Source organism: Dyella ginsengisoli (genome assembly GCF_044904665.1).
Classification (GTDB): Bacteria; Pseudomonadota; Gammaproteobacteria; order Xanthomonadales; family Rhodanobacteraceae; genus Dyella_A; species Dyella_A ginsengisoli.
In genome coordinates this window covers 531,832-552,591 of the sequence record NZ_JADIKM010000002.1, presented here as the reverse complement: position 1 = coordinate 552,591, position 20,760 = coordinate 531,832, and the positions used below count along the sequence as shown (strand labels likewise).

The 20,760-nt window shown below is 62.6% G+C and carries 17 protein-coding genes; 11 read left to right on the top strand and 6 right to left on the bottom strand.

The genetic code is table 11. From position 1 onward, the window contains the following. Positions 1 to 133 precede the first annotated feature (133 nt). Complete coding sequence (locus tag ISP17_RS09380; RefSeq protein WP_404632398.1) at positions 134 to 1,252, bottom strand: PilT/PilU family type 4a pilus ATPase; 1,119 nt, start codon at positions 1,250 to 1,252, stop codon at positions 134 to 136. 137 nt (positions 1,253 to 1,389) lie between these two features. Here ISP17_RS09380 and ISP17_RS09375 point away from each other — a divergent pair, with 137 nt between their 5' ends. From ISP17_RS09375 to ISP17_RS09345, 7 genes are all read left to right on the top strand, one after another. Then, positions 1,390 to 1,917: a DUF4398 domain-containing protein gene (locus ISP17_RS09375; protein ID WP_404632396.1), complete on the top strand. Its 528-nt coding sequence runs from the start codon at positions 1,390 to 1,392 to the stop codon at positions 1,915 to 1,917. Next, on the top strand, positions 1,914 to 2,555 hold the full coding sequence (locus tag ISP17_RS09370; protein ID WP_404632394.1) for a hypothetical protein: 642 nt from the start codon (positions 1,914 to 1,916) through the stop codon (positions 2,553 to 2,555). Before ISP17_RS09375 ends, ISP17_RS09370 begins: the two co-directional genes overlap by 4 nt. Positions 2,556 to 2,886: 331 nt before the next feature. Further along, the gene (locus ISP17_RS09365; protein ID WP_404632392.1) at positions 2,887 to 3,114 is read left to right on the top strand and encodes a YdcH family protein; all 228 of its coding nucleotides are present in this window, start codon (positions 2,887 to 2,889) and stop codon (positions 3,112 to 3,114) included. A 179-nt stretch (positions 3,115 to 3,293) separates the two neighbouring features. After that, the gene (locus tag ISP17_RS09360) at positions 3,294 to 4,664 is read left to right on the top strand and encodes a pyridoxal-phosphate dependent enzyme (RefSeq protein WP_404632390.1); all 1,371 of its coding nucleotides are present in this window, start codon (positions 3,294 to 3,296) and stop codon (positions 4,662 to 4,664) included. A 130-nt stretch (positions 4,665 to 4,794) separates the two neighbouring features. After that, positions 4,795 to 6,624, top strand: coding sequence for a glutamine--fructose-6-phosphate transaminase (isomerizing) (glmS, locus tag ISP17_RS09355; RefSeq protein WP_404632388.1), 1,830 nt, complete (start codon positions 4,795 to 4,797; stop codon positions 6,622 to 6,624). A gap of 13 nt (positions 6,625 to 6,637) precedes the next feature. Next, positions 6,638 to 7,258 (top strand): DedA family protein, encoded by a 621-nt coding sequence (locus tag ISP17_RS09350; protein WP_404632387.1) that lies wholly within the window; start codon positions 6,638 to 6,640, stop codon positions 7,256 to 7,258. A 53-nt stretch (positions 7,259 to 7,311) separates the two neighbouring features. Beyond that, entirely contained in the window at positions 7,312 to 8,664 is a 1,353-nt protein-coding gene (locus tag ISP17_RS09345; protein WP_404632385.1) for a phosphohexomutase domain-containing protein, read from the top strand. Positions 8,665 to 8,830: 166 nt separating this feature from the next. On the opposite strand, the gene ISP17_RS09340 is transcribed toward ISP17_RS09345, so the two are convergent. The 5 genes from ISP17_RS09340 to rfbB form a co-directional block, all read right to left on the bottom strand. Then, the gene (locus ISP17_RS09340) at positions 8,831 to 10,243 is read right to left on the bottom strand and encodes a mannose-1-phosphate guanylyltransferase/mannose-6-phosphate isomerase (protein WP_404632383.1); all 1,413 of its coding nucleotides are present in this window, start codon (positions 10,241 to 10,243) and stop codon (positions 8,831 to 8,833) included. Between the two features lie 232 nt (positions 10,244 to 10,475). Beyond that, on the bottom strand, positions 10,476 to 11,405 hold the full coding sequence (rfbD, locus tag ISP17_RS09335) for a dTDP-4-dehydrorhamnose reductase (protein WP_404632381.1): 930 nt from the start codon (positions 11,403 to 11,405) through the stop codon (positions 10,476 to 10,478). Further along, entirely contained in the window at positions 11,402 to 11,959 is a 558-nt protein-coding gene (gene rfbC / locus ISP17_RS09330) for a dTDP-4-dehydrorhamnose 3,5-epimerase (protein WP_404632379.1), read from the bottom strand. Before rfbC ends, rfbD begins: the two co-directional genes overlap by 4 nt. Beyond that, positions 11,956 to 12,858 (bottom strand): glucose-1-phosphate thymidylyltransferase RfbA, encoded by a 903-nt coding sequence (gene rfbA / locus ISP17_RS09325; RefSeq protein ID WP_404632377.1) that lies wholly within the window; start codon positions 12,856 to 12,858, stop codon positions 11,956 to 11,958. The genes rfbC and rfbA overlap by 4 nt, the downstream gene beginning before the upstream one ends. After that, the gene (rfbB, locus tag ISP17_RS09320) at positions 12,855 to 13,925 is read right to left on the bottom strand and encodes a dTDP-glucose 4,6-dehydratase (protein ID WP_404632375.1); all 1,071 of its coding nucleotides are present in this window, start codon (positions 13,923 to 13,925) and stop codon (positions 12,855 to 12,857) included. The genes rfbA and rfbB overlap by 4 nt, the downstream gene beginning before the upstream one ends. Positions 13,926 to 14,189: 264 nt before the next feature. Between rfbB and ISP17_RS09315 the strand changes: the two genes are divergently transcribed. The 4 genes from ISP17_RS09315 to ISP17_RS09300 all read left to right on the top strand — a co-directional run bounded on the left by ISP17_RS09315 (position 14,190) and on the right by ISP17_RS09300 (position 20,495). Then, positions 14,190 to 15,356: a trans-sulfuration enzyme family protein gene (locus tag ISP17_RS09315; protein ID WP_404632373.1), complete on the top strand. Its 1,167-nt coding sequence runs from the start codon at positions 14,190 to 14,192 to the stop codon at positions 15,354 to 15,356. A gap of 156 nt (positions 15,357 to 15,512) precedes the next feature. Continuing rightward, positions 15,513 to 16,343 (top strand): ABC transporter permease, encoded by an 831-nt coding sequence (locus ISP17_RS09310; RefSeq protein WP_404632371.1) that lies wholly within the window; start codon positions 15,513 to 15,515, stop codon positions 16,341 to 16,343. Continuing rightward, entirely contained in the window at positions 16,333 to 17,748 is a 1,416-nt protein-coding gene (locus ISP17_RS09305) for an ABC transporter ATP-binding protein (RefSeq protein ID WP_404632369.1), read from the top strand. The genes ISP17_RS09310 and ISP17_RS09305 overlap by 11 nt, the downstream gene beginning before the upstream one ends. Beyond that, complete coding sequence (locus tag ISP17_RS09300; RefSeq protein ID WP_404632367.1) at positions 17,745 to 20,495, top strand: methyltransferase domain-containing protein; 2,751 nt, start codon at positions 17,745 to 17,747, stop codon at positions 20,493 to 20,495. The genes ISP17_RS09305 and ISP17_RS09300 overlap by 4 nt, the downstream gene beginning before the upstream one ends. Positions 20,496 to 20,760: the final 265 nt, after the last annotated feature.

Sequence of the window (20,760 nt, the reverse complement as noted above, 5' to 3'; positions counted from 1 at the left end):
CCTGTCGGGGCTGAAGCCCCTCCTGCAGAGGGCCAGGCGCAGGGCGAATGTGGGAGTAGCCTCAGCCGCGACGCTTCCGGACTGAGCCGACCGGGTCATCGGGGCTAAAGCCCCTCCCACAGAGAACAACGAATCAAAAGCCCAGCCCGTACGGATCGTTGCCGGCCAGTTCGTTGTCCGCGCTGGCGCCGCCGCCTTCGGACAGGCGGATCTTCAGCGCCAGGCCGTCGCGCGAATCGGCCTTGGCCAGCGCCTCTTCCAGCTCGATGCGACCCTCGCGGTAGAGCTTGTAGAGCGACTGATCGAAGGTGCGCATGCCTTCCTGCAGGCTGCGATCCATCGCTTCCTTCACCTCGTGGATCTGGCCGCGGCGGATCATGTCGCGAATCAGCGGGGTGTTCAGCAGTACTTCCACCGCGGGCAGGCGGCGCCCGTCCTTGCCGATCACCAGGCGCTGGCTGATCACGGCGCGCAGGTTGAGCGCCAGGTTCATCAGCACGTTCTTGTGCGCCGACTCGGGGAAGAAGTTGAGAATGCGCTCCAGCGTCTGGTCGGCGTTGTTGGAGTGCAGCGTGGCCAGGCAGAGGTGGCCGGTCTCGGAGAAGGAGATCGCCGCCTCCATCGTGTCGGTGTCGCGGATCTCGCCGATCATGATCACGTCCGGCGCCTCGCGCATCGCGTTCTTCAGCGCCTCGTGATAGCTGTGCGTATCCAGGCCCACCTCGCGCTGGTTCACGATCGACTTCTTGTGCCGGTGCAGGAACTCGATCGGATCCTCGATGGTGAGGATATGGCCGGGCGAATGGGCGTTGCGATGGTCGATCATCGCCGCCAGCGTGGTCGACTTGCCCGAGCCGGTCGCGCCCACCACCAGGATCAGCCCGCGCTGCTCCATGATCAGGTCGCGGAAGATGCTCGGCAGCTGCAGCTGCTCGACGTTGGGGATGTCGCTCTTGATCGCGCGGATCACCATGCCCACTTCGCCGCGCTGCTTGAACACGTTGATGCGGAACCGCCCGGCTTCCTTCACCGCCAGCGCCATGTTCAGTTCGAGGTCGCGCTCGAACTGCGGCACCTGGCCCTCGTCCATGAGCGAATAGGCGATCTTCTTGACCATGCCACCCGGCAGGCCGGTGTTGCCGAGCGGATAGAGCTTGCCCTCGACCTTGATGTTCACCGGGGCACCGGTCGTCAGGAACATGTCCGACGCGCCCTTGTCCACCATCAGCTTGAGGAAGTAACCGATATCCACCTGAAGTCCCCTGAATTCAACTACATTGCATTGGGCGATTATGCCCACCGACAATACGCCGCAACACTACGAGGTACTGAGTGATGGTGCACAGCTTTTCCCGGCCTGCTGCACGCCCCGGAAGTATCGGCAGGAGCATGCAGGGCTTGACCCTGTGCGCCCTGCTGGCACTCGGTGGCTGTGCCAGCGTCCCCCCGCCCGATGGCGCCATGAACATGGCGCAGATCCAGTTGCAGGCTGCCCGCGACGCCGACGCGGCCGATTATGCGCCGGTGGACCTGGGTTTTGCGCAGAACAAGTTCCAGCAGGCGCAGGCGGCCATGGCCAGTCGCAAGTACGAAGACGCGGCCAATCTCGCCGACGAGGCGCGTTCCGATGCCGAGCTGGCCCTGGCCAAGGCACGCCTCGGGGCGGCGCGCGCCAAGATCCAATCCAAGGTGGATGAAAACAGCCGTCTGCGCGAGCGGATGGAGCAGGCGCATCCGGAGCTTTCCGGCCAGCCATCTTCGATGCCCACCGGCCTGCCGGCGGCGGCCCCCACGGGCGACATGCCGGCGCCTTCGTCCTCGGTACTGCAGGCGCCATTGCCGGGTGCCGGCGGCTTCCAGACGGTGCCGCAGGACGGCGCCCCTCCCACCGATACCCATCAGGGAGCCCAGCCATGAAGCGTTTGACGATTCTGTTCGCCGGCGCGGTGTTCGCGCTCGGCAGCAGCGTTGGCCGTGCGGCCAGCGACGACATCGACGTCAGCCGTCTCAACGGCAGTCTCGACCAGCTCGCGAACGACCCGGTGCTGGGCCACTACGCGCAGGCCGAGCAGGCGCGCGCGCGCGACGCGCTGGCCCAGCTCGCGCAGGCGCGCTCGAAGGAACGGCCGCATGCGCTGTATCTGGCCGAGCGCCGCGTCGACCTCGCACGCGCCGCGGCGCAGCTGCAGGACGCGCAGGCCAAGCTGGCCCAGCTCGACCGCGAACACGACCAGATCATGCTCGAATCGGCCCGCCGCGACGCCGAGGCGTCGAGGCTCGAGCTGGAGCGGCAGCGCTTGCAGTACCAACTGGCCCAGGAAGAAGCGGCCCGCCTGCAGCAGCAGGGAATGGAGGCCAACCAGGCGGCGGAGCAGGCCAGGGCCGAGGCTGAACGCGCCCGCAAGCTTGCCGCGGCGCAGAGCCGGGTGGCCAACGCGGCCAAGCGCGAAGCGGCCCTGGCTGCCCAGGCGGCGCGCGCCTTGCGCTCGCAGATGCAGGACGGCGACACGGTTTCCAAGCCGGCTTCCAAGCCGCCCAAGAAAGGCAAGCCCTGAGCCGATCCGGCCTTTCGGGACGATGTTGGCCGGCACGCATCGCGTGCCGGTGCTCCCCGGGCAACAAGCTGTTTTGACAGGCTTTTGTCCTGCGCCTTGATTGCATCAGGCATGCCACGGGCTGCGCTTGCGAGGCCCGGTTGGCCGGAGTAGCGTCGGTCATCCGCGTGGCATCTGCGCCGCGTGGATCACTGACCTGAAGCATGCGCTCATCCTTCCGAAGCTCAGTCGTTGCCGCGCCGACCGTTCTCGGCGCGGGGATGATGCGCACGCGTCACACCGCCACGGGCGCACCGGTCACGCGCCCGCTTGTCCTGCGAGGAGGTCGCTCATGTTCGAAAACCAGCAGCGTGATGATGTCGAGGCATTGCTGAAGGCCGATGCGGAGTTCCGCCGCCTTTACCAGCGTCACCGCGAACTCGACAGCAAAGTGCATGACGCCGATATCGGCGTACTCCCGATCCCCGAGGCCAAGCTCTCGGTCATGAAACGCGAGAAGCTCTACGCCAAGGATCGACTGCAGCGCATCTGGGACGCGAAGATGCAGCGACGACACTGATTCACCCTGCCAGATTCGACTCCGTTCGCCACATCCGCGGCCCGGCTTTCCTGACGAAAGCCGGGCCGCTTCCGTTTGAGCCGGCTCAATCCGGGCGGCCGTACCGCTCGGTTATCATGGCCGCCCGCCGGCGCCGGTTCGCGCGCCCGGTTGCCTCTTTCCTGCCCAACGGAGTTTCCATGTCGGTTCACCAGAGCGTCCTCGATCTGATCGGCCACACGCCCATGGTGCGGGCCAACCGCCTGGACGCAGGGGAGTGCGAGCTGTTCCTCAAGCTGGAGAGCGCCAACCCCGGGGGATCGATCAAGGACCGCATCGGCCTGTCGATGATCGAAGGCGCCGAAAAAGCCGGCAAGATCCGACCGGGCGCCACGCTGGTGGAGGGCACCGCCGGCAACACCGGCATCGGCCTGGCGCTGGTCGCCCAGCAGAAGGGCTACAAGCTCACCCTGGTGGTGCCGGACAAGATGAGCCGCGAGAAGATCTTCAATCTCAAGGCGATGGGCGCAGAGGTGGTGCTCACGCGCTCGGACGTGGCCAAGGGCCATCCCGAGTACTACCAAGACATGGCCGAGCGGATCGCCCGCGAAACGCCCGGCGCCTACTTCATCAACCAGTTCGGCAACCCCGACAACCCGCGCGCGCACTACGAGACCACGGGCCCGGAGATTCTCGAGCAGATGGACGGTCGCGTCGACGCCATCGTGTTCGGCTGCGGCTCGTCCGGCACCATGACCGGGCTGTCGCGCTACTTTGCCGAGCATTCGCCGCAGACCGAGCTGATCCTGGCCGATCCGGTGGGTTCCATCCTCGCCCAGTACATCAACGAGGGCGTGCTCTCGACCAAGTCCGGGAGCTGGATGGTCGAGGGTATCGGCGAGGATTTCCTGCCCGTCATCAGCGATTTCTCGCGGGTGAAGAAGGCCTACGCGATCTCCGACAAGGAGAGCTTCCTGGCCGGCCGCGAGTTGCTGGCCAAGGAGGGCGTGCTGGGTGGCTCGTCCGCGGGCACGCTGCTTGCCGCGGCACTCAAGTATTGCCGCGAGCAGACCGCGCCCAAGCGGGTGGTGTCGATCGTGTGCGACACCGGCAACAAGTACCTGTCGAAGATGTACAACGACTACTGGATGCTCGACAACGGCTTCCTCGAGCGCGAGCAGCATGGCGACCTGCGCGATTTGCTGCTGCGCCCGTTCGCCCAGCGCGACACCATTGTGGTGGGGCCGAACGAGCTGCTGATGACGGCTTACACACGCATGAAACTGTACGACGTCTCCCAGCTGCCGGTGATGGACGGCCAGCAGCTGGTGGGCATCCTCGACGAGTCCGACGTGCTGATGCACGTGCACGCGGACCAGTCGCGATTCCGCGAGGCGGTGTCCACCGCGATGATCACCACGCTGCAGAAGATCGACATGCGCTCGCCCATCGAGGCGCTGCTGCCGGTATTCGAACGCGGCCTGGTGGCGATCGTGATGGATGGCGAACACTTCATGGGCCTGATCACGCGGATCGATCTGCTGAATTACCTGCGCCGACGCGTGCCCTGAGCGAGGCGGCCCGCCGCTGGCCCGCCTCGGGCCACGAGGGCGCCATGAAAGGGCGTTGGAATGATCGGTTGCCAGCATGCCGCGGCATCGCGGGTGGTGGCGCCCGATCCCTCAAGAAGGACACCAGAACATGTGCGGAATCGTTGCTGCAGCAGCCCAGCGTGACGTGGCTCCCCTGCTGATCGCCGGCCTGAAGGCTCTGGAATATCGCGGCTACGACTCGGCCGGCCTGGCCGTGCTCGACGGCGGCGACATCCAGCGCGTGCGCGCCAAGGGCAAGGTGCGCGAGATGGAGGCGCTGTACCTGGCCGATCCGCTGCCGGGCGGCACGGGCATCGCGCATACGCGTTGGGCCACGCACGGCGTGCCCAGCGAAGCGAACGCTCACCCGCACGTCGCCGGCCGCGTGGCTCTGGTGCACAACGGCATCATCGAAAATTACGCCGGACTGCGCTCCACGCTGCAGGCGGCCGGGCACGTGTTCACCTCCGAGACCGATACCGAGGTGATCGCCGCCCTGATCGAGGCGCGTCTCAAGCAGGGCGGTCGCCTGCGCGACGCCGTGCTCGCCGTCGTGCGCGAGCTGGAGGGCGCCTATGCCATCGCGGTGATCAATCGCGACGAGCCCGGCCACGTGGTGGGGGCGCGCCGCGGCGCGCCCCTGCTGGTAGGCGTGGGCATCGGCGAGAACTTCCTGGGCTCCGATGCCCAGGCGCTGATCCAGGTCACCAACCGCATGATCTATCTGGAAGAGAACGACGTCGTCGAGATCACCCGGGAGCGCGTGCAGATCTTCGACATCGCCGGCGTACCGGTCGAGCGCGCGGTGCACGAGAGCGAGCTGTCCACCGATGCGGTGGAACGCGGCGAATACCGCCACTACATGCAGAAGGAAATCTTCGAGCAGCCGCGCGCGGTGGCCGACACGCTGGAGTCGCGCATCGGCCCGCACGGCGTGCTGCCGAACATCTTCGGCGTGGGCGGTGACGAGTTGCTGGCGAAAGTGCAGGGCATCCACATCGTCGCCTGCGGCACCAGCTACCACGCCGGCATGGTGGCGCGTTACTGGATCGAGGAGTTCGCGCGCTTGCCGGTCAGCGTCGAGGTGGCCAGCGAATACCGCTACCGCGACGTGGTGGTACCGGCGAACACGCTGTTCGTGGCCATTTCCCAGTCCGGCGAGACTGCCGACACGTTGGCGGCGATGCGCGAATCGCGCCGTCGCGGTTATCTGGGCACGCTGGCCATCTGCAACGTGCCGGAGTCCTCGGTGGTGCGCGAGGCCGACCTCAAGCTGATGACCCGGGCCGGTCCGGAGATCGGCGTGGCTTCGACCAAGGCATTCACTACCCAGCTGACCGCGCTGGCCCTGCTCACGCTGCAGCTCGCGCAGCAGCGCGGGCTGGATGCCGCACGCCATGCCGACCTCTGCCAGCAGCTGATTTCGTTGCCGCGCGCCATCGAGCGTGCGCTGGCGCTGGAGCCGCAGGTGATCGAGCTGGCGACGCGCTTCATCCATCGCCAGCATGCGTTGTTTCTCGGTCGCGGCGCGCAGTATCCGGTGGCGCTGGAGGGCTCGCTCAAGCTCAAGGAAATCTCCTACATCCACGCCGAGGCCTACCCGGCCGGCGAGCTCAAGCACGGTCCGCTGGCGCTGGTCGACGAGGAGATGCCGGTGGTGGCGGTTGCCCCGAGCGGTCCGCTGCTGGACAAGCTCAAGTCCAACCTGCAGGAAGTGAAGGCACGTGGTGGCGAGCTGATCGTGTTCGCCGCCGGCGACGCCGGCATGGATACCGAAACCGGCAAGGGCGTGGCGCTGCGGCTCGATCCGGTGGGTGAGTTCATCGCTCCGGCCGTGTTCACCATCCCGCTGCAGCTGCTCGCCTACCACGTGGCCGTGCTGCGCGGCACCGACGTCGACCAGCCGCGCAACCTCGCCAAGTCGGTGACGGTGGAATAGGCCGGCCCGCTCCGTGATCGAAAAACTGATCGCCGCACTCGCCGGCTTCGTCATCGGGGTGATCTCGCACCTGCAGTACGCCGGCATCGCGTTGCTGATGGCGATCGAGAGCGCGTGCGTGCCGCTGCCGTCGGAGATCATCATGCCCTTCTCGGGTTATCTGGCTTCCCGGAGCGAACTGGTGCTGTGGCTGGTGGCCCTGGCGGGCGCCGTGGGTTGTGTGCTCGGCTCCTGGCTGGCCTATGCGGTGGGCGCGTGGGGCGGTCGGCCGCTGGCCGAGCGTTACGGTCGTTACCTGCTGGTGTCGCATCACGATCTGGACCTGGCCGACCGCTGGTTCCAGCGCCACGGCGACATCACCATCTTCGTCGGCCGGCTGCTGCCGGTGGTGCGCACCTTTATCGCGTTTCCCGCCGGCGTGGCGCGCATGCCGCTGTGGCGCTTCACCGCCTACACCTTTCTCGGCTCGCTGATCTGGTGCTGGGGGCTGGCCTGGATCGGGCTGAAGCTCGGCGAGCACTGGAATACGCTGGGCGTCTATTTCCACCGCTTCGATGCGCTGATCGGCGTGCTGATCGTGCTGGGCATCGTGCTCTATGTATGGCGGCACGTGCGGCATACGCGTCGAGGCTGATAAGTGGTGACGACCTTAATTACCCGCAAAAAAACCGAAGGAACGAAAACAGCATGAAGTGCTTCAAGGCCTATGACATCCGTGGGCGCCTCCCGGACGAGTTGAATGCCGACATCGCCTACCGCATCGGCCGCGCCTTTGCCGAGACGGTCGGTGTCGGCAGCGTGGTCGTCGGCTACGACGTGCGGCTGGATAGTCCAGCGCTGGCCGATGCGGTCAGCCGCGGTCTCAACGACGGCGGCTGCGACGTCATTGACATCGGGCTGTGTGGCACCGAGGAGGTCTACTTCCAGACCGCCCACCGCGGCGCGGCCGGCGGCATCATGGTGACCGCCAGCCACAACCCCATCGACTACAACGGCATGAAGCTGGTGCGCGAGGGCGCACGGCCGATCAGCGGCGACACCGGCCTGCGCGAGATCGAGCGCAAGGTCGAGGCGAACGCTTTCGCCGCGCCCGTGGTGCCGGCGGGCAAGGTCACCCGCGACCACGACAAGTCGGCCTACATCGCGCATCTGCTGGGCTATGTCGACACGGCCAAATTGCGGCCGCTGAAGATCGTGGTCAATGCCGGCAACGGTGGCGCCGGGTCCGTGGTCGACCTGCTGGCACCGCACCTGCCGTTCGAGTTCGTGCGCATCCACCACGAGCCAGACGGCCGCTTCCCGCACGGCATCCCGAACCCCCTGCTGCCCGAGAACCGCGAGGCGACGGCCCGTGCAGTCATCGAGAACGGAGCCGACTTCGGCATCGCCTGGGACGGCGACTTCGACCGCTGCTTCCTGTTCGATGCGGCCGGTCGCTTCATCGAGGGCTACTACATCGTGGGACTGCTCGCCGCGCAGATCCTGGAAAAACATCCGGGCGCGAAGATCATCCACGACCCGCGCCTGACCTGGAACACCATCGACATGGTGCAGGCGGCAGGCGGCGTGGCGATCGAGAGCAAGACGGGCCACGCCTTCATCAAGGAGCGCATGCGCAGCGAGGACGCGGTGTACGGCGGCGAGATGAGCGCACACCACTACTTCCGCGATTTCGCGTATTGCGACTCGGGCATGATTCCATGGCTGCTGGTCGCCGAGCGCATCGGTTCTACCGTTACCCCGCTGGCCACGATGCTCGAGGAGCGCATGCAGGCGTATCCTTGTAGCGGCGAGATCAACTTCCGGGTCGCAGATGCAGCTGCCACCGTGGCGCGGGTGCTTCGCTTCTACGCGCCGCAGCAGCCGCAGGTGGAGCACGTGGACGGCGTCAGCGCCACCTTTGATCGCTGGCGCTTCAACCTGCGCTCGTCCAACACCGAGCCGCTGCTGCGGCTCAATGTGGAATCGCGCGTTGATCAGGCGCTGATGCGTGAGAAGACCGCCGAGCTGGAAGCGCTGATCCAGCAGGGAGCCGGATAGACTCGGCCTGCCAAGAACGTCGTGGCTGAAGCCCCTCCCACAAATAGCCATCAAGTCCATGGCCTCTTGTGGGAGCTACTTCAGTCGCGACGCTCTGGGTTTGAGCTGATCAAGTCAGCCGCGGCTGAAGCCTCTTTCGGAGAGCCGCGATAACGTCAGGCGAAACTCAAGCGCGCCCGTAGACATCGTCGAAGCGCACGATGTCATCCTCGCCGAGGTAGCTTCCTGACTGCACCTCGATCAGCTCAACCGGTACCTTTCCCGGGTTGCGCAGGCGGTGGACGCTGCCCAGCGGGATGTAGGTGCTTTGGTTCTCGCCGAGCAGAAATACCTTCTCATCGCAGGTCACTTCGGCGGTGCCTGATACCACGATCCAGTGCTCGGCGCGGTGGTGGTGTTTCTGCAGGCTCAGGCTGGCGCCGGGCTTCACCACGATGCGCTTGACCTGGAAGCGGTCGGCCGCTTCCAGCGAGTCGTAGCTGCCCCAAGGGCGCAGCACCATGCGGTGCAGCGAGTGCTCGCTGCGGCCAGATGCTTTGAGCTGATCCACCACTTTCTTTACGTCTTGGACTGCATCGCGATGGGCAACCAGGGTTGCATCGGGAGTGCTCACCACGATCAGATCATCCACGCCCACGCTGGCGATCAGGTGCCGATCATGCGAACGCAACAAGCAGTTGCGACTGTCTACCGCCAGAGTATCGCCTTCGCGCACGTTGCCATCGGCGTCCTTTGCCCCGGTCATCCATAGCGCCGACCACGAGCCAATATCGCTCCAGCCGCAGCTCACAGGAAGCACCGCAGCGCGATGGGTCTTCTCCATCACCGCGTAGTCGATCGAGTTGTCGGGTACGGCGGCAAACAGCTGCGCATCAATCCGAATGAAGTCGAGGTCGTGGCGCGCCGAAGCGTATGCCGCGCGCACAGCCACCAGCATGCCTGGCGCATGCAACTCCAGCTCCTCCAGATAGCGGGCGGCCCGGAAGAGGAACATGCCTGAGTTCCAGTCGTAGCCGCCATCGGCCAGGTAGGCCTCGGCGGTGGCTAGGTCAGGCTTTTCCACAAAGCGCTCCACCTGAAAGCCGCCTTCGGGTAATGCCTTGGCGCGACGGATGTAGCCGAACCCGGTTTCCGGGCGATCTGGTCGGATGCCGAATGTGACCAACCATCCTTTCTCGGCCATGGGTAGCGCCTGCACGACAGCTTCCTCGAATTGGCCGGTGTCGCCGATGAGGTGGTCGGCAGGCAAGACCAGAATGATCGCGTTCCGGTCGGCTTCGAGCGCACGCAAGGCACCCAGGGCAATGGCCGGAGCGGTATTACGCGCGCATGGCTCCAACAGAATGGTTGGGGTCGATACGCCCGCTTCGAGCAGCTGCTCTGCGGCAAGGAAGCGATGATCTTCACTTGCCACCACGATTGGTGTGCCTACCGCCGTGAGGCCTCTGGTGCGTTCCACGGTCTGCTGAAAAAGCGTGCTCTGTCCAGTGAGAGCAAGAAACTGCTTCGGGAGGTTGCGCCGGGACAACGGCCACAGGCGCGTACCGCTTCCGCCGCTGAGAATGAGGGGGGTCAACATTAAGTCCGGATCCTTATGGTGCGCCGTAGGCGACGACTGTTCGTCTCGCCAAGGGAGAATTTGGGCATTTTCACGCAGCCGGGCGTAAGTGGCTAGCCTCCCACGCTAGAACTTGCGCACAGACGCCGCGCGCCACCCGCGCTTGAGGATCGTTTGGCCGAAATCTTGCAGTCAGAGCCACCCATTGCCCGTTGCCGCGCCCCTGCGGTGCCTGCGGCACAATGACAACTGATCAGCCCCCCTCTAGCTGATCCATCACGCGATCGAGCGCAGCTCGCCACCCCGGTGCCGCGTAGCCGAAGTGCGTGAGCATGTCCTCGTTCGACAGCACCGACCAGGCCGGCCGTCGCGCCGGGGTCGGGAACTGGGCGGTGCCGATCGCGCGGACCGTGGGCACCCGCGCAAGCAGTCCGCGCTGGTGGGCGGCCTCGAAGATCGCCTCGGCGAAACCGTGCCAGGTGGTCGTGCCGCTGGCGACGAGATGATGGATGCCCCGCATGGTCTCGCGCGTCTCGACGTCGGCCGACTTCCACGCCGCGAGCGCGGCCAGCGTGCCCTCGACGATGACCTCGGTGCTGGTGGGGGCGCCGAATTGATCCGCCACCACGTTCAGCACGTCACGCTCGCCGCCGAGGCGAAGCATCGTGCGCATGAAATTGTGGCCGTGGGCGGCGTAGACCCAGGCCGTGCGAAAAATCAGATGATTCGCTCCGCTGGCAGCCAGGGCCTGTTCGCCGGCCAGCTTGCTTCGTCCGTAGGCACCGAGTGGGCCGGTTGGATCGTCGGTGCGGTAGGGCAACCGTGCGCCGCCGTCGAAAACGTAGTCTGTCGAGTAATGCATCACCAGCGCGTCGTGCGCGGCGGACCATCGGCCGATGACTCCCACCGCCTCGCCGTTCACGCGCGTGGCCAATGCCTCCTCCTGCTCGGCGCGGTCGACGGCGGTGTACGCCGCGGCGTTGACGATCACGTCGGGGCGTCGCGCGTCCAGCAGGGATTCGAGCGAGCCCGGCGCCGCCAGGTCGGCGGTATCGATGGACACGCCGTCGAAGCGCTGGCCGTCACGGCTCGCCGTGTGCAGGTCACCTGACAGAGCCAGGCGACCGTCTTCCACAAAGCTGCGGCCAAGCTGGCCGTTCGCGCCCAGCAACAGGATCTTCATGCACCCAGTACCGGAAGGCGCTCGGCAGGCACGTCGCGCAGCAGGGGGGCCTTGTCATCCTTGCCCGAGAGCAGCGGCTCGCTCACTGGCCAGTCGATGCCGATCTCAGCATCGTTCCACGCGATTCCCGCATCCGCCCTGGCGTCGTAGAGCGCCGTGCACTGGTAGATGAAGGTCGCGTATTCGGAGAGCACGCAGAAGCCGTGGGCGAAGCCTTCGGGGACCCAGAAGTGGCGGTGGTTCTCCGCCGTGAGCATGACGCAGGCCCACTGACCGAAGGTGGGCGAGCCGCGGCGGATGTCCACGGCCACGTCGAACACCTCGCCCTCGAGCACGCTCACCAGCTTGCCCTGCGGATTCGGCCACTGGTAATGCAGGCCGCGCAGCACGCCGCGCGCCGAGCGCGAGACGTTGGATTGCACGAAACACCGGTCGATGCCCGCCTCGCGGTACTTCGCCTCGTTGTAGCTCTCGTAGAAGAAGCCGCGCGCGTCGCCGAACACCTGCGGTTCGATGACCACCGCGCCCGGCAAGCGAGTCTCTATCACCTTCATCGGGCATGCCCTTCTTCGACCAGCTTGCGCAGGTATTGGCCGTAGCCGGTCTTGGACAGCGGTTCGGCGAGCTTCAACAGCTGGGCGTCGTCAATCCAGCCGTGAAGGTGGGCAATTTCTTCCGGACAACACACCTTGAGGCCCTGGCGGTTCTCGATCGTCTCGATGTAGTTGCCCGCTTCCATCAGCGATTCGTGCGTGCCGGTGTCGAGCCACGCGAAGCCGCGGCCGAGCTGTTCCAGATGCAGCGAGCCATCGTCCAGATAGCAGCGGTTGAGGTCGGTGATTTCCAGCTCGCCGCGCGGCGAAGGCTTGAGCGCGGCGGCGTAGTCGCACACGCGTTCGTCGTAGAAATACAGGCCGGTGACCGCGTAGGGCGACTTGGGTTTGGACGGCTTTTCCTCCAGCCCGACCACGCGACCGGCAGCGTCGAACTCTGCTACGCCGTATCGCTCCGGATCCTTCACCCAGTAGCCGAACACGGTGGCGCCATGTTCGCGCGCTGTTGCACGCTGGAGGCTTTCGGTCAGCCCGTGGCCGTAGAAAATGTTGTCGCCCAGCACCAGACAGCTCGGATCGCCGTCGATGAAGTCCCGGCCAATCAGGAACGCCTGTGCGAGACCGTCCGGCGAGGGCTGCACGGCGTATTGCAGGTTCAGGCCCCACTGCGAGCCGTCGCCGAGCAGACGCTGGAACAACGCCTGCTCGTGCGGCGTGTTGATGATCAGTACGTCGCGGATGCCGGCCAGCATCAGCGTGGCCAGCGGGTAGTAGATCATCGGCTTGTCGTACACCGGCAGCAGCTGCTTGCTGACCGCCTGGGTGATTGGGTAGAGCCGGGTGCCGGAGCCGCCGGCCAGGATGATGCCCTTGCGCTTTGGTGTACTGGCCTGACTCATGATCCCAGGCGCTCCATGCGGTAGCTGCCATCGAGCACACGCTGCACCCACGGCTGGTGCTCGAGGTACCAGTTGACTGTGGCGGCGATGCCGCTCTCGAACGTCTGTGAAGGCTTCCAGCTGAGCTCGCTTTCCAGCTTGCTGGCATCGATGGCGTAGCGGCGATCGTGGCCGGGGCGGTCCTTGACGTGGGTCATCAGTGACTCGCGCGCGCGGCCGTCCGCCAGCGGGCGGCGCTGATCCAGCAGCGTGCAGATCGTCTTGACTACGGTGAGATTAGTGCGCTCGGCATTGCCGCCCACGTTGTAGGTTTCACCGATGCGGCCGGCTTCCAGCACCCGGCGGATCGCGCTGCAGTGATCGCTCACGAACAGCCAGTCGCGGATGTTCAGGCCGTCGCCGTAGATCGGCAGCGGCTCGCCGGCGAGCGCCTTCTGGATCACCAGCGGAATCAGCTTTTCGGGGAACTGATAGGGGCCGTAGTTGTTCGAGCAGTTGGTGGTGAGTACCGGCAGCCCGTAGGTGTGATGGAACGCGCGCACCAAGTGGTCCGAAGCCGCCTTGGAGGCGGAGTAGGGCGAGTTGGGCGCATAGGCGGTCTGCTCGGTGAACTTGCCCTCGTCACCCAGCGAGCCGTAGACCTCGTCGGTGGAGACATGCAGAAAGCGGAAACCCTCGCGCGCCGCGCCCTCCAGCGACCGCCAGAAATCCCGTGCGCACTCGAGCAGGCCCAGTGTGCCGACCACGTTGGTCTCGACGAACGCAGCCGGGCCGTCGATCGATCGATCGACGTGGGACTCGGCGGCAAAATTCACGATCGCATCGGGCTTGTGCTCGGCCAGCAGGCGCGCGATCAGGCTGCGGTCGCCGATATCTCCCTGAACGAAAGCATGCCTGGGGTTCCCCTGCAGGGATGCGAGTGTGTCGAGATTGCCGGCGTACGTGAGCTTGTCGAGATTGACAACCGTCAGGCCATCCGCGACCGCCTGCAGGACGAAGTTGGCGCCGATAAAGCCGGCTCCACCGGTCACCAGCAGGGTCCGGGAGCGATGTACTCGGTCAATCATGAATGGGATCCATTGAGGCTAACTTCCATCCGCGGAGGGTGCGGCGGCATGCGCAACCCTGCAATGATGCCCGTTCGGCGAATTACGTCCAACTCGCGGACGCGCCACGATGATCCTCAGCTACAGCGTCGCAGTGTTGAAATTTCCTGCAGAAATTCGTGAACGAATCGCCTGCGCGTGCATCGGCAAAAGTCCCCATCACAGCTAAGATGCCGGTTTCGACGGTCACAGGATGGCCCGTTAGATGGGCCCGGGAAGCAATTCATGAGCAAGCAGACAAAGCGGCCACCGTTGGGGCTGGGTACCCGCGCCATTCACGCGGGTCAGCATCCCGACCCCAGCACCGGCGCCATCATGACGCCGATCTACGCGACCTCCACTTACGTGCAGCGCAGCCCGGGCAAGCATCAGGGCTACGAATACTCCCGCTCGCAGAACCCCACCCGCATGGCCTATGAGCGTTGCGTGGCCGAGTTGGAGGGAGGGGTGGCCGGCTTCGCGTTCGGATCGGGGCTCGCAGCCGCCTCCACCGTGCTGGACTTGCTCGACTCGGGCAGCCACGTGATTGCCATGGACGACCTCTACGGCGGTACCTACCGCTTGTTCGAGCGGGTGCGTCGCCGTTCGGCCGGGCTGGATTTCAGCTTCGTCGACCTGAACGACGGCCAGGCCCTGAAAGCGGCGCTGAAGCCCAATACACGGATGATCTGGGCGGAAACACCGACCAACCCGATGCTGAAGTTGGTGGATCTTGCGAAAGTGGCTGCGTTCGCAAAAAAGCACGGTCTCATCCTGGTAGTCGACAACACCTTCTGCTCGCCGATGCTGCAGCGCCCGCTGGAGTTTGGCGCTGACCTGGTGCTGCATTCAGCCACCAAGTACCTCAACGGCCATTCGGACATGGTCGGCGGCATCGTGGTGGCCGGCGCCAAGGAGCTGGCCGAGCAGATGGGGTTCCTGCAGAACTCGGTCGGCGCCATCGCCGGCCCGTTCGATGCATTTCTGGCCATGCGTGGCTTGAAGACATTGCATCTACGCATGAAGGCGCATTGTGAAAGCGCGCTAGAGCTGGCGAAGTGGCTTGAAAAGCACCCGGCCATCGAGCGGGTGATCTACCCGGGTCTGAAGAGTCACCCGCAGCACGCACTGGCCAAGCGCCAGATGGATGGCTTCGGCGGCATCATCAGTGTCGAAATCAAGGGAGGCCTGAAGAAGGCTAGGCGCATGCTCGAGCGTTGCGAGTTGTTCGCGCTGGCCGAGTCGCTCGGCGGCGTCGAGAGCCTGATCGAGCATCCCGCCATTATGACCCATGCCTCGGTGCCGGCGGCCAATCGCAAGCGGCTGGGAATCAGTGACGGGCTGGTTCGATTGAGCGTGGGCGTCGAGAACGTTGAGGATCTGAGGGGTGAGCTACAGCGCGCCCTGGCCTGAAGAGTAATACCGGGATCAAATCCACGTTTGTTGTGTTCCAAATCCAATCCCGGCGCGCTAGTTAATGCTCTTATGGTGTGCTCGATCCAGTGATGAATGCTATTAACATAGCGTTGAATGGATTCTTCTGAAACTAAATAGTCAACAAAACTAATTATGAATCCACATCAGTCTCAGCCCGCGTCACTTTGGGCTCTATTTGTTAGCTTGGTAAAGAATCGGCAACTGGCTCTGCAAATGATGCGGCGCGAAGTTATCGGGCGATACCGTGGATCAATGATGGGCCTCGCATGGTCTTTCTTTAATCCCTTATTCATGCTTAGCATCTACACCTTTGTGTTCACAATTGTATTCAAGGCGCGGTGGGGCGTCGAAGCTGGCGGCGGGAAAGCCGATTTTGCGATCCTTGCCTTTGTTGGCTTGATTGTGCATGGGTTGTTTGCCGAATGTATAAATCGGGCGCCGACATTGGTAATTGCGAACGTCAATTTTGTAAAGAAAGTCATTTTTCCGCTGGAAATATTACCTTGGGTTGCGTGCGGGTCTGCGCTGTTTCATGCGGCAATTAGCCTGCTGGTCCTCCTGCTGGTTCAGCTTCTGTTTCAGCATCAAATACCATGGACGGCAATCTTCTTTCCTCTTATTCTCCTTCCGTTGATTTTTATGGCCATGGGTTTTTCCTGGTTTCTCGCCTCTCTTGGCGTATATCTTCGGGATGTGGCTCAGGTTACCGGGATACTTACAACGGTTCTTATGTACATATCGCCCGTCTTCTATCCTGTAAGCGCACTGCCGCCTCAGTATCAAGGATGGCTTCAGCTCAATCCGCTGACGCTCATCATAGAAGACGGTCGGAATACCCTTACCTTGGGCCAATTGCCTCAATGGGGTGCTTGGTTTCGGCTGCTGGTCATAAGCATCGCAGTTGCGTGGGTGGGGTACGTCTGGTTTCAGAAGACAAGAAAGGGCTTTGCCGATGTCCTCTGAAGATACAGTAATCAGAATATCTGACGTTTCCAAACGTTATGAGCTTTACGAAAAGCCACGGGACAGGCTGAAGCAGTTCGTTCTGCCGCGGTTGCGGCAACTCGCTGGGCTGAAGCCGAGGCGATATTTTCAGGAGTTCTGGGCGCTGAGGGATGTCTCTTTCGAGGTAAAAAGAGGCGAGTCAGTAGGAATCATAGGGCGCAATGGAAGTGGCAAGAGTACCCTTTTGCAAATAATAACTGGGACGCTTTCGCCGACCTCAGGATCCGTCTATACGCGGGGAAGAATCGCTGCGCTGCTAGAGCTGGGTTCGGGTTTCAATCCGGATTTCAGTGGCCGGGAAAATGTCTACCTCAACGGTGCTCTGCTCGGCTTTAGCTCCGAAGAGATCGACGAAAAGTTCGATTCGATCGCTGCTTTTGCAGATATTGGAGATCACCTCGATCAACCCGTAAAAACGTATTCCAGCGGCATGTTGGTTCGATTGGCGTTTGCCGTGCAGGTGCAAGCCGAGCCGGACATCCTCATCATCGATGAGGCGTTGGCTGTGGGCGATGCGCTGTTTCAAAAACGGTGCTTCCAGAGAATCGACCAGTTGGTGTCGCGTGGCACGTCACTGCTTTTCGTGTCGCATGATCAGGAGAGTGTTCGCACGCTCACCAAACGTGCAGTTTTGCTAAACCGGGGCAATGTCGTCCAATGGGGCGCTTCGTCGGATGTCGTGTTGGAGTACCGCAGGCTTCTTCATGAAGAGGAAGCTGCCTATTTTGGCGCAGTAGCGAAGGGGCTGTCGGCCAAGGCGCAGGAACAGAGCTTGATGTCCGTTCCGCCGGTGCATCCGGCTCCTGATTCAGGCCGGTTGAGCGAGGTATCTTCGAGCGCCGAAGACCCCGTCCCTATGCCGGAAAGGCTCTCGTTTGGTGACGGTGGTATCCGGATAGTCAGGGTGGAGACCCTGGACGGTGATTTGTGTCCCTGTTCGGCCTTCTATCCCGGGGACAAACTGAAAATACGAATTGTATGCCAGTCAGCAATGGAGAGCAAAAACCTAAACGTGGCTGTTCGACTGCGAAACAAGGAAGGGGTGAAGGTTTATTCCTGGGGCACGCTTAACCAAGACATGGAAATCAGGGCACACCATCTCTCGGACAAAGTTTTCTGGGCCGAAAGCGTGGGAATAAATGGGGAATTGGAAGTTATTTTTGAGTGCGACTGCAACCTAGGAGTTAATCTGTATGAGGTCCAGGCTGCGGTTTCGTACGAGGCGACTCCCGACTACATGTCTCAGCGAATGTTGCACTGGATGGACGAGGCAGCTTTTTTTCAGGTTCTGATGAGGAAGGATGAATATTTCTTTGGTGGCGTCGTCGATCTGAAAATGAAGGCCGAGTGGAACATAGAATGAATTACTCCAGCGAATACAATCTGTACTGGTTACAGAGTGACCGTATTGGTGAATCCAGCGGGGACCTTCAGCGAGTGGCAAATGAGATATTGCTCACCTGCGGTAGTGGAACGATTCTGGATATTGGTTCGGGCGAAGGGGAGCTTGTCTGTGCGCTGCTCGACCGCGGCGTGAGTGCCGTCGGACTGGATGTCTCCGAGGTGGTCGTGGCTCGCAGCAATGACCGCGCACCTGGTCGCTTCTTCCCGGGATCGGTTCTCGCGCTGCCGTTTGATGACGATGCTTTTGAGACCGTGGTTTCCACTGATTGTATGGAACACCTTGCGCCTGAAGACGTGCCGGCTGCGCTTCGTGAAATTCTCCGGGTTACGCGGAAGAATGTCTTTCTTAAAATCGCGACTACCCAAGACAGGGACGGTCATTGGCACTTGACCGTTGAGGGGCGGGCTTGGTGGGAGGCACGGTGCTTTGAAGCCGGTTTCCGGAAGCATCCCGCTTATTACAAAATAAATAATTACGAATCCCTCAACAATGAAGGCTGGCAGATCAGCATTGTGCTGGAAAAGCTGCCCGCGGCGGCCGCCAATGCCTTCCCCCTGGAGTCCCTCAGCGAGGAGCGTGGACTTCACATGGATATGCTGCGTGATGCTGGGGAGCGATCGGATGCCCATGTCATTCGTTACGATTGGGCAAGCGGGTATGTCAAGCCCGGCGATCGCGTCCTTGATGCGGCATGTGGCCTCGGTTATGGCGGACGGGTTATTGCTGCCAGTACCAGGGCGGACAGGATAATCGGGATTGATGGTAGCAAGTATGCGATCGACTACGCCAAAATGTCCTTTTCGGAAGATGGTGATCGTGTCCGCTATGAATTGGGAATGCTCCCGGAGGCGCTCTCCGCTTTGGAGGATAACTCGGTTGATCTTGTCACCTCATTTGAAACACTCGAGCATGTCGCGGATCCCGTAGCGGTACTGCGCGAGTTCCACCGGATTCTTGTGCCGGGTGGGCGGATTCTTGTAAGTGTGCCGAACGATTGGAGCGACGCGTCCGGAGAGGACCCGAACCCTTACCATCTGCACGTCTATGACTGGGGCAGGCTGAAAACTGAGATCAGTGAGTTCTTCACGCTGGAGGAGGCTTACGCCCAAACCGCAAGTCAGTGCAAAGTTCCTGCGCTCGGTGCAAATGTGTGGGAGCGGCGAGGGAGGATGTTGCGAAGAGTCGAGATTGCTGAAACTTCGCCCATGGATTGTGAGTGGTGGTTGATGGTCGGCATGAAGTCTCCTCTGGAGTCATCCGTGGGCTATTCGGAGCGAGTATTTTCCAACATCGCGAACACAGGGCATCCGTCTATCCGGTACGGCGAATTTTTCTCCATTCCGTGGTTGATGCATTCGATGGTGAATGTCACCCATCGTCTCAAAGATGTTGAAAAATTGGATGACCTGTGTGGCGCTGTGCTTGACAAGGCTGCGGCCCATTCAAATGACTACCGGGCCGCGTTGTGCGTGCAGGCCTACCGCGCCCTGGATCCGCGCGAACGCCAGTCGCGGAACATGCTGAATGTGATCGCTCTTATCGACGAAGAAGTAGCGATATCACCAGGCAGTGAGATGGCGTTGCGTTGGCGGATTTCGCTCCTTTTTGCAAAGGCAAGGCTCCTGCAAGCTCTCGGAGACCTCGCAGGGGCAGCGTCCGCATACGAAGATTGCGCTGGTCACGACGTTCGCGCATTTGGGGTGCACCTTGCCACCAAAACTACCGAGGCGAGCTTTGTTGGCGGAAGGATTGCTCTTTCCTTGGGGCAAACAGACAGGGCGCGAGCGTGCTGGGAGCGCGGACTGGCTATAGGAGAGCAACTGCTAGGCGTTTCTCTGGATGACATACTCATCAACCGCTCGCATCCTAACTTGTTCAATCATGGCGACGGGGTCCGCGAATACACCCTCGCCTGGGACAATATCGCTCGCTGTGCAAATGGATTGGCGCTGCTGGCTGAAGGACGTGGTGTGGATGAGTCGCTGCTGCAGGGGTCTTTCCAGACGGAATATTCGGTTGTAACTCGTGATGTGCTGTCATGCCGTGGCCAGCTTGGTGAGCAATCGCTTGAACTGAAGTCGGAACGTCGAGCGCTTGAGGAGCGCACCAAGCTGCTTGAGCAGGCAAACGTGGCGCTCGAAAGCGTCACAGATGACTTGGTGGGTGCACGATCGGACCTGGCTGATCGGAGCGATGAGTTGGTCCGCGCGAGGCTGGATCTCGTTGAGCGCACCAAGCTGCTTGAGCAGGCAAACGTGGCGCTCGAAAGCGTCACAGATGACCTGGTGGGTGCACGATCGGACCTGGCTGATCGGAGCGATGAGTTGGTCCGCGCGAGGCTGGATCTCGTTGAGCGCACAAGGATGCTGGAGCAAGCCAATGAGGCATTGGCCAATCAAACCGAAGAGCTGGTTTGGACGCGGCAAGAGCTGGTTGAGCGTACTGGGACGCTTGAGCGGGTCATCACGGATCTTAACGAGCGGACGGCGAGGCTGGAGCAAGCAAACGCGGCGTTGGATAACTCTGGGGCCGAAGCGCTGGTGCTTGCCAATCGCGAGCTCCACACACGCAGCTCAGAGCTCGCGGCTGCCCTCAGGTCCCTTGAAGAGAAGGAAGAGTTGCTGAAAACGGCAAATGCAAAAATAGTCAGCCTGTCGCAGGGAGTCTTGAGGAAGATGTGGCGACGTGTACGTCGGGGCAACTAGTTCATTGGGGCGTCCTGGACGGTCGGGCGCAGGGCTCTCTCGCCTCAGCTCATGGCTGGGGCGGGCGCCTCGATTGTCTGTTGGCGTCCATGGCTCGGCTTGTTGGCCTTTCGAGCGGTGTGATGCAGCTCCAAAAGACAACCTGCTCGGACGTATGGGCTCGGCGTCAGTGGGTGATCTCCGGGCGATGGCGACATGGTGGTTGGCGGGATATGGGTACGGACTTCGATGCAGCCCGGTGCAGGCAAACGACCAGCCTGAAACC

Excerpts from the sequence above, each read along its gene's own strand:
- ISP17_RS09305 (WP_404632369.1), top strand. The coding sequence starts at position 16,333 with ATGTCCTCTGAAGATACAGTAATCAGAATATCTGACGTTTCCAAACGT.
- rfbD (WP_404632381.1), bottom strand. The coding sequence starts at position 11,405 with ATGAAGATCCTGTTGCTGGGCGCGAACGGCCAGCTTGGCCGCAGCTTT.
- ISP17_RS09370 (WP_404632394.1), top strand. The coding sequence starts at position 1,914 with ATGAAGCGTTTGACGATTCTGTTCGCCGGCGCGGTGTTCGCGCTCGGC.
- ISP17_RS09365 (WP_404632392.1), top strand. The coding sequence starts at position 2,887 with ATGTTCGAAAACCAGCAGCGTGATGATGTCGAGGCATTGCTGAAGGCC.
- ISP17_RS09310 (WP_404632371.1), top strand. The coding sequence starts at position 15,513 with ATGAATCCACATCAGTCTCAGCCCGCGTCACTTTGGGCTCTATTTGTT.
- ISP17_RS09360 (WP_404632390.1), top strand. The coding sequence starts at position 3,294 with ATGTCGGTTCACCAGAGCGTCCTCGATCTGATCGGCCACACGCCCATG.
- ISP17_RS09315 (WP_404632373.1), top strand. The coding sequence starts at position 14,190 with ATGAGCAAGCAGACAAAGCGGCCACCGTTGGGGCTGGGTACCCGCGCC.
- ISP17_RS09340 (WP_404632383.1), bottom strand. The coding sequence starts at position 10,243 with ATGTTGACCCCCCTCATTCTCAGCGGCGGAAGCGGTACGCGCCTGTGG.
- ISP17_RS09375 (WP_404632396.1), top strand. The coding sequence starts at position 1,390 with ATGCAGGGCTTGACCCTGTGCGCCCTGCTGGCACTCGGTGGCTGTGCC.
- glmS (WP_404632388.1), top strand. The coding sequence starts at position 4,795 with ATGTGCGGAATCGTTGCTGCAGCAGCCCAGCGTGACGTGGCTCCCCTG.
- rfbC (WP_404632379.1), bottom strand. The coding sequence starts at position 11,959 with ATGAAGGTGATAGAGACTCGCTTGCCGGGCGCGGTGGTCATCGAACCG.
- rfbB (WP_404632375.1), bottom strand. The coding sequence starts at position 13,925 with ATGATTGACCGAGTACATCGCTCCCGGACCCTGCTGGTGACCGGTGGA.
- rfbA (WP_404632377.1), bottom strand. The coding sequence starts at position 12,858 with ATGAGTCAGGCCAGTACACCAAAGCGCAAGGGCATCATCCTGGCCGGC.
- ISP17_RS09300 (WP_404632367.1), top strand. The coding sequence starts at position 17,745 with ATGAATTACTCCAGCGAATACAATCTGTACTGGTTACAGAGTGACCGT.
- ISP17_RS09345 (WP_404632385.1), top strand. The coding sequence starts at position 7,312 with ATGAAGTGCTTCAAGGCCTATGACATCCGTGGGCGCCTCCCGGACGAG.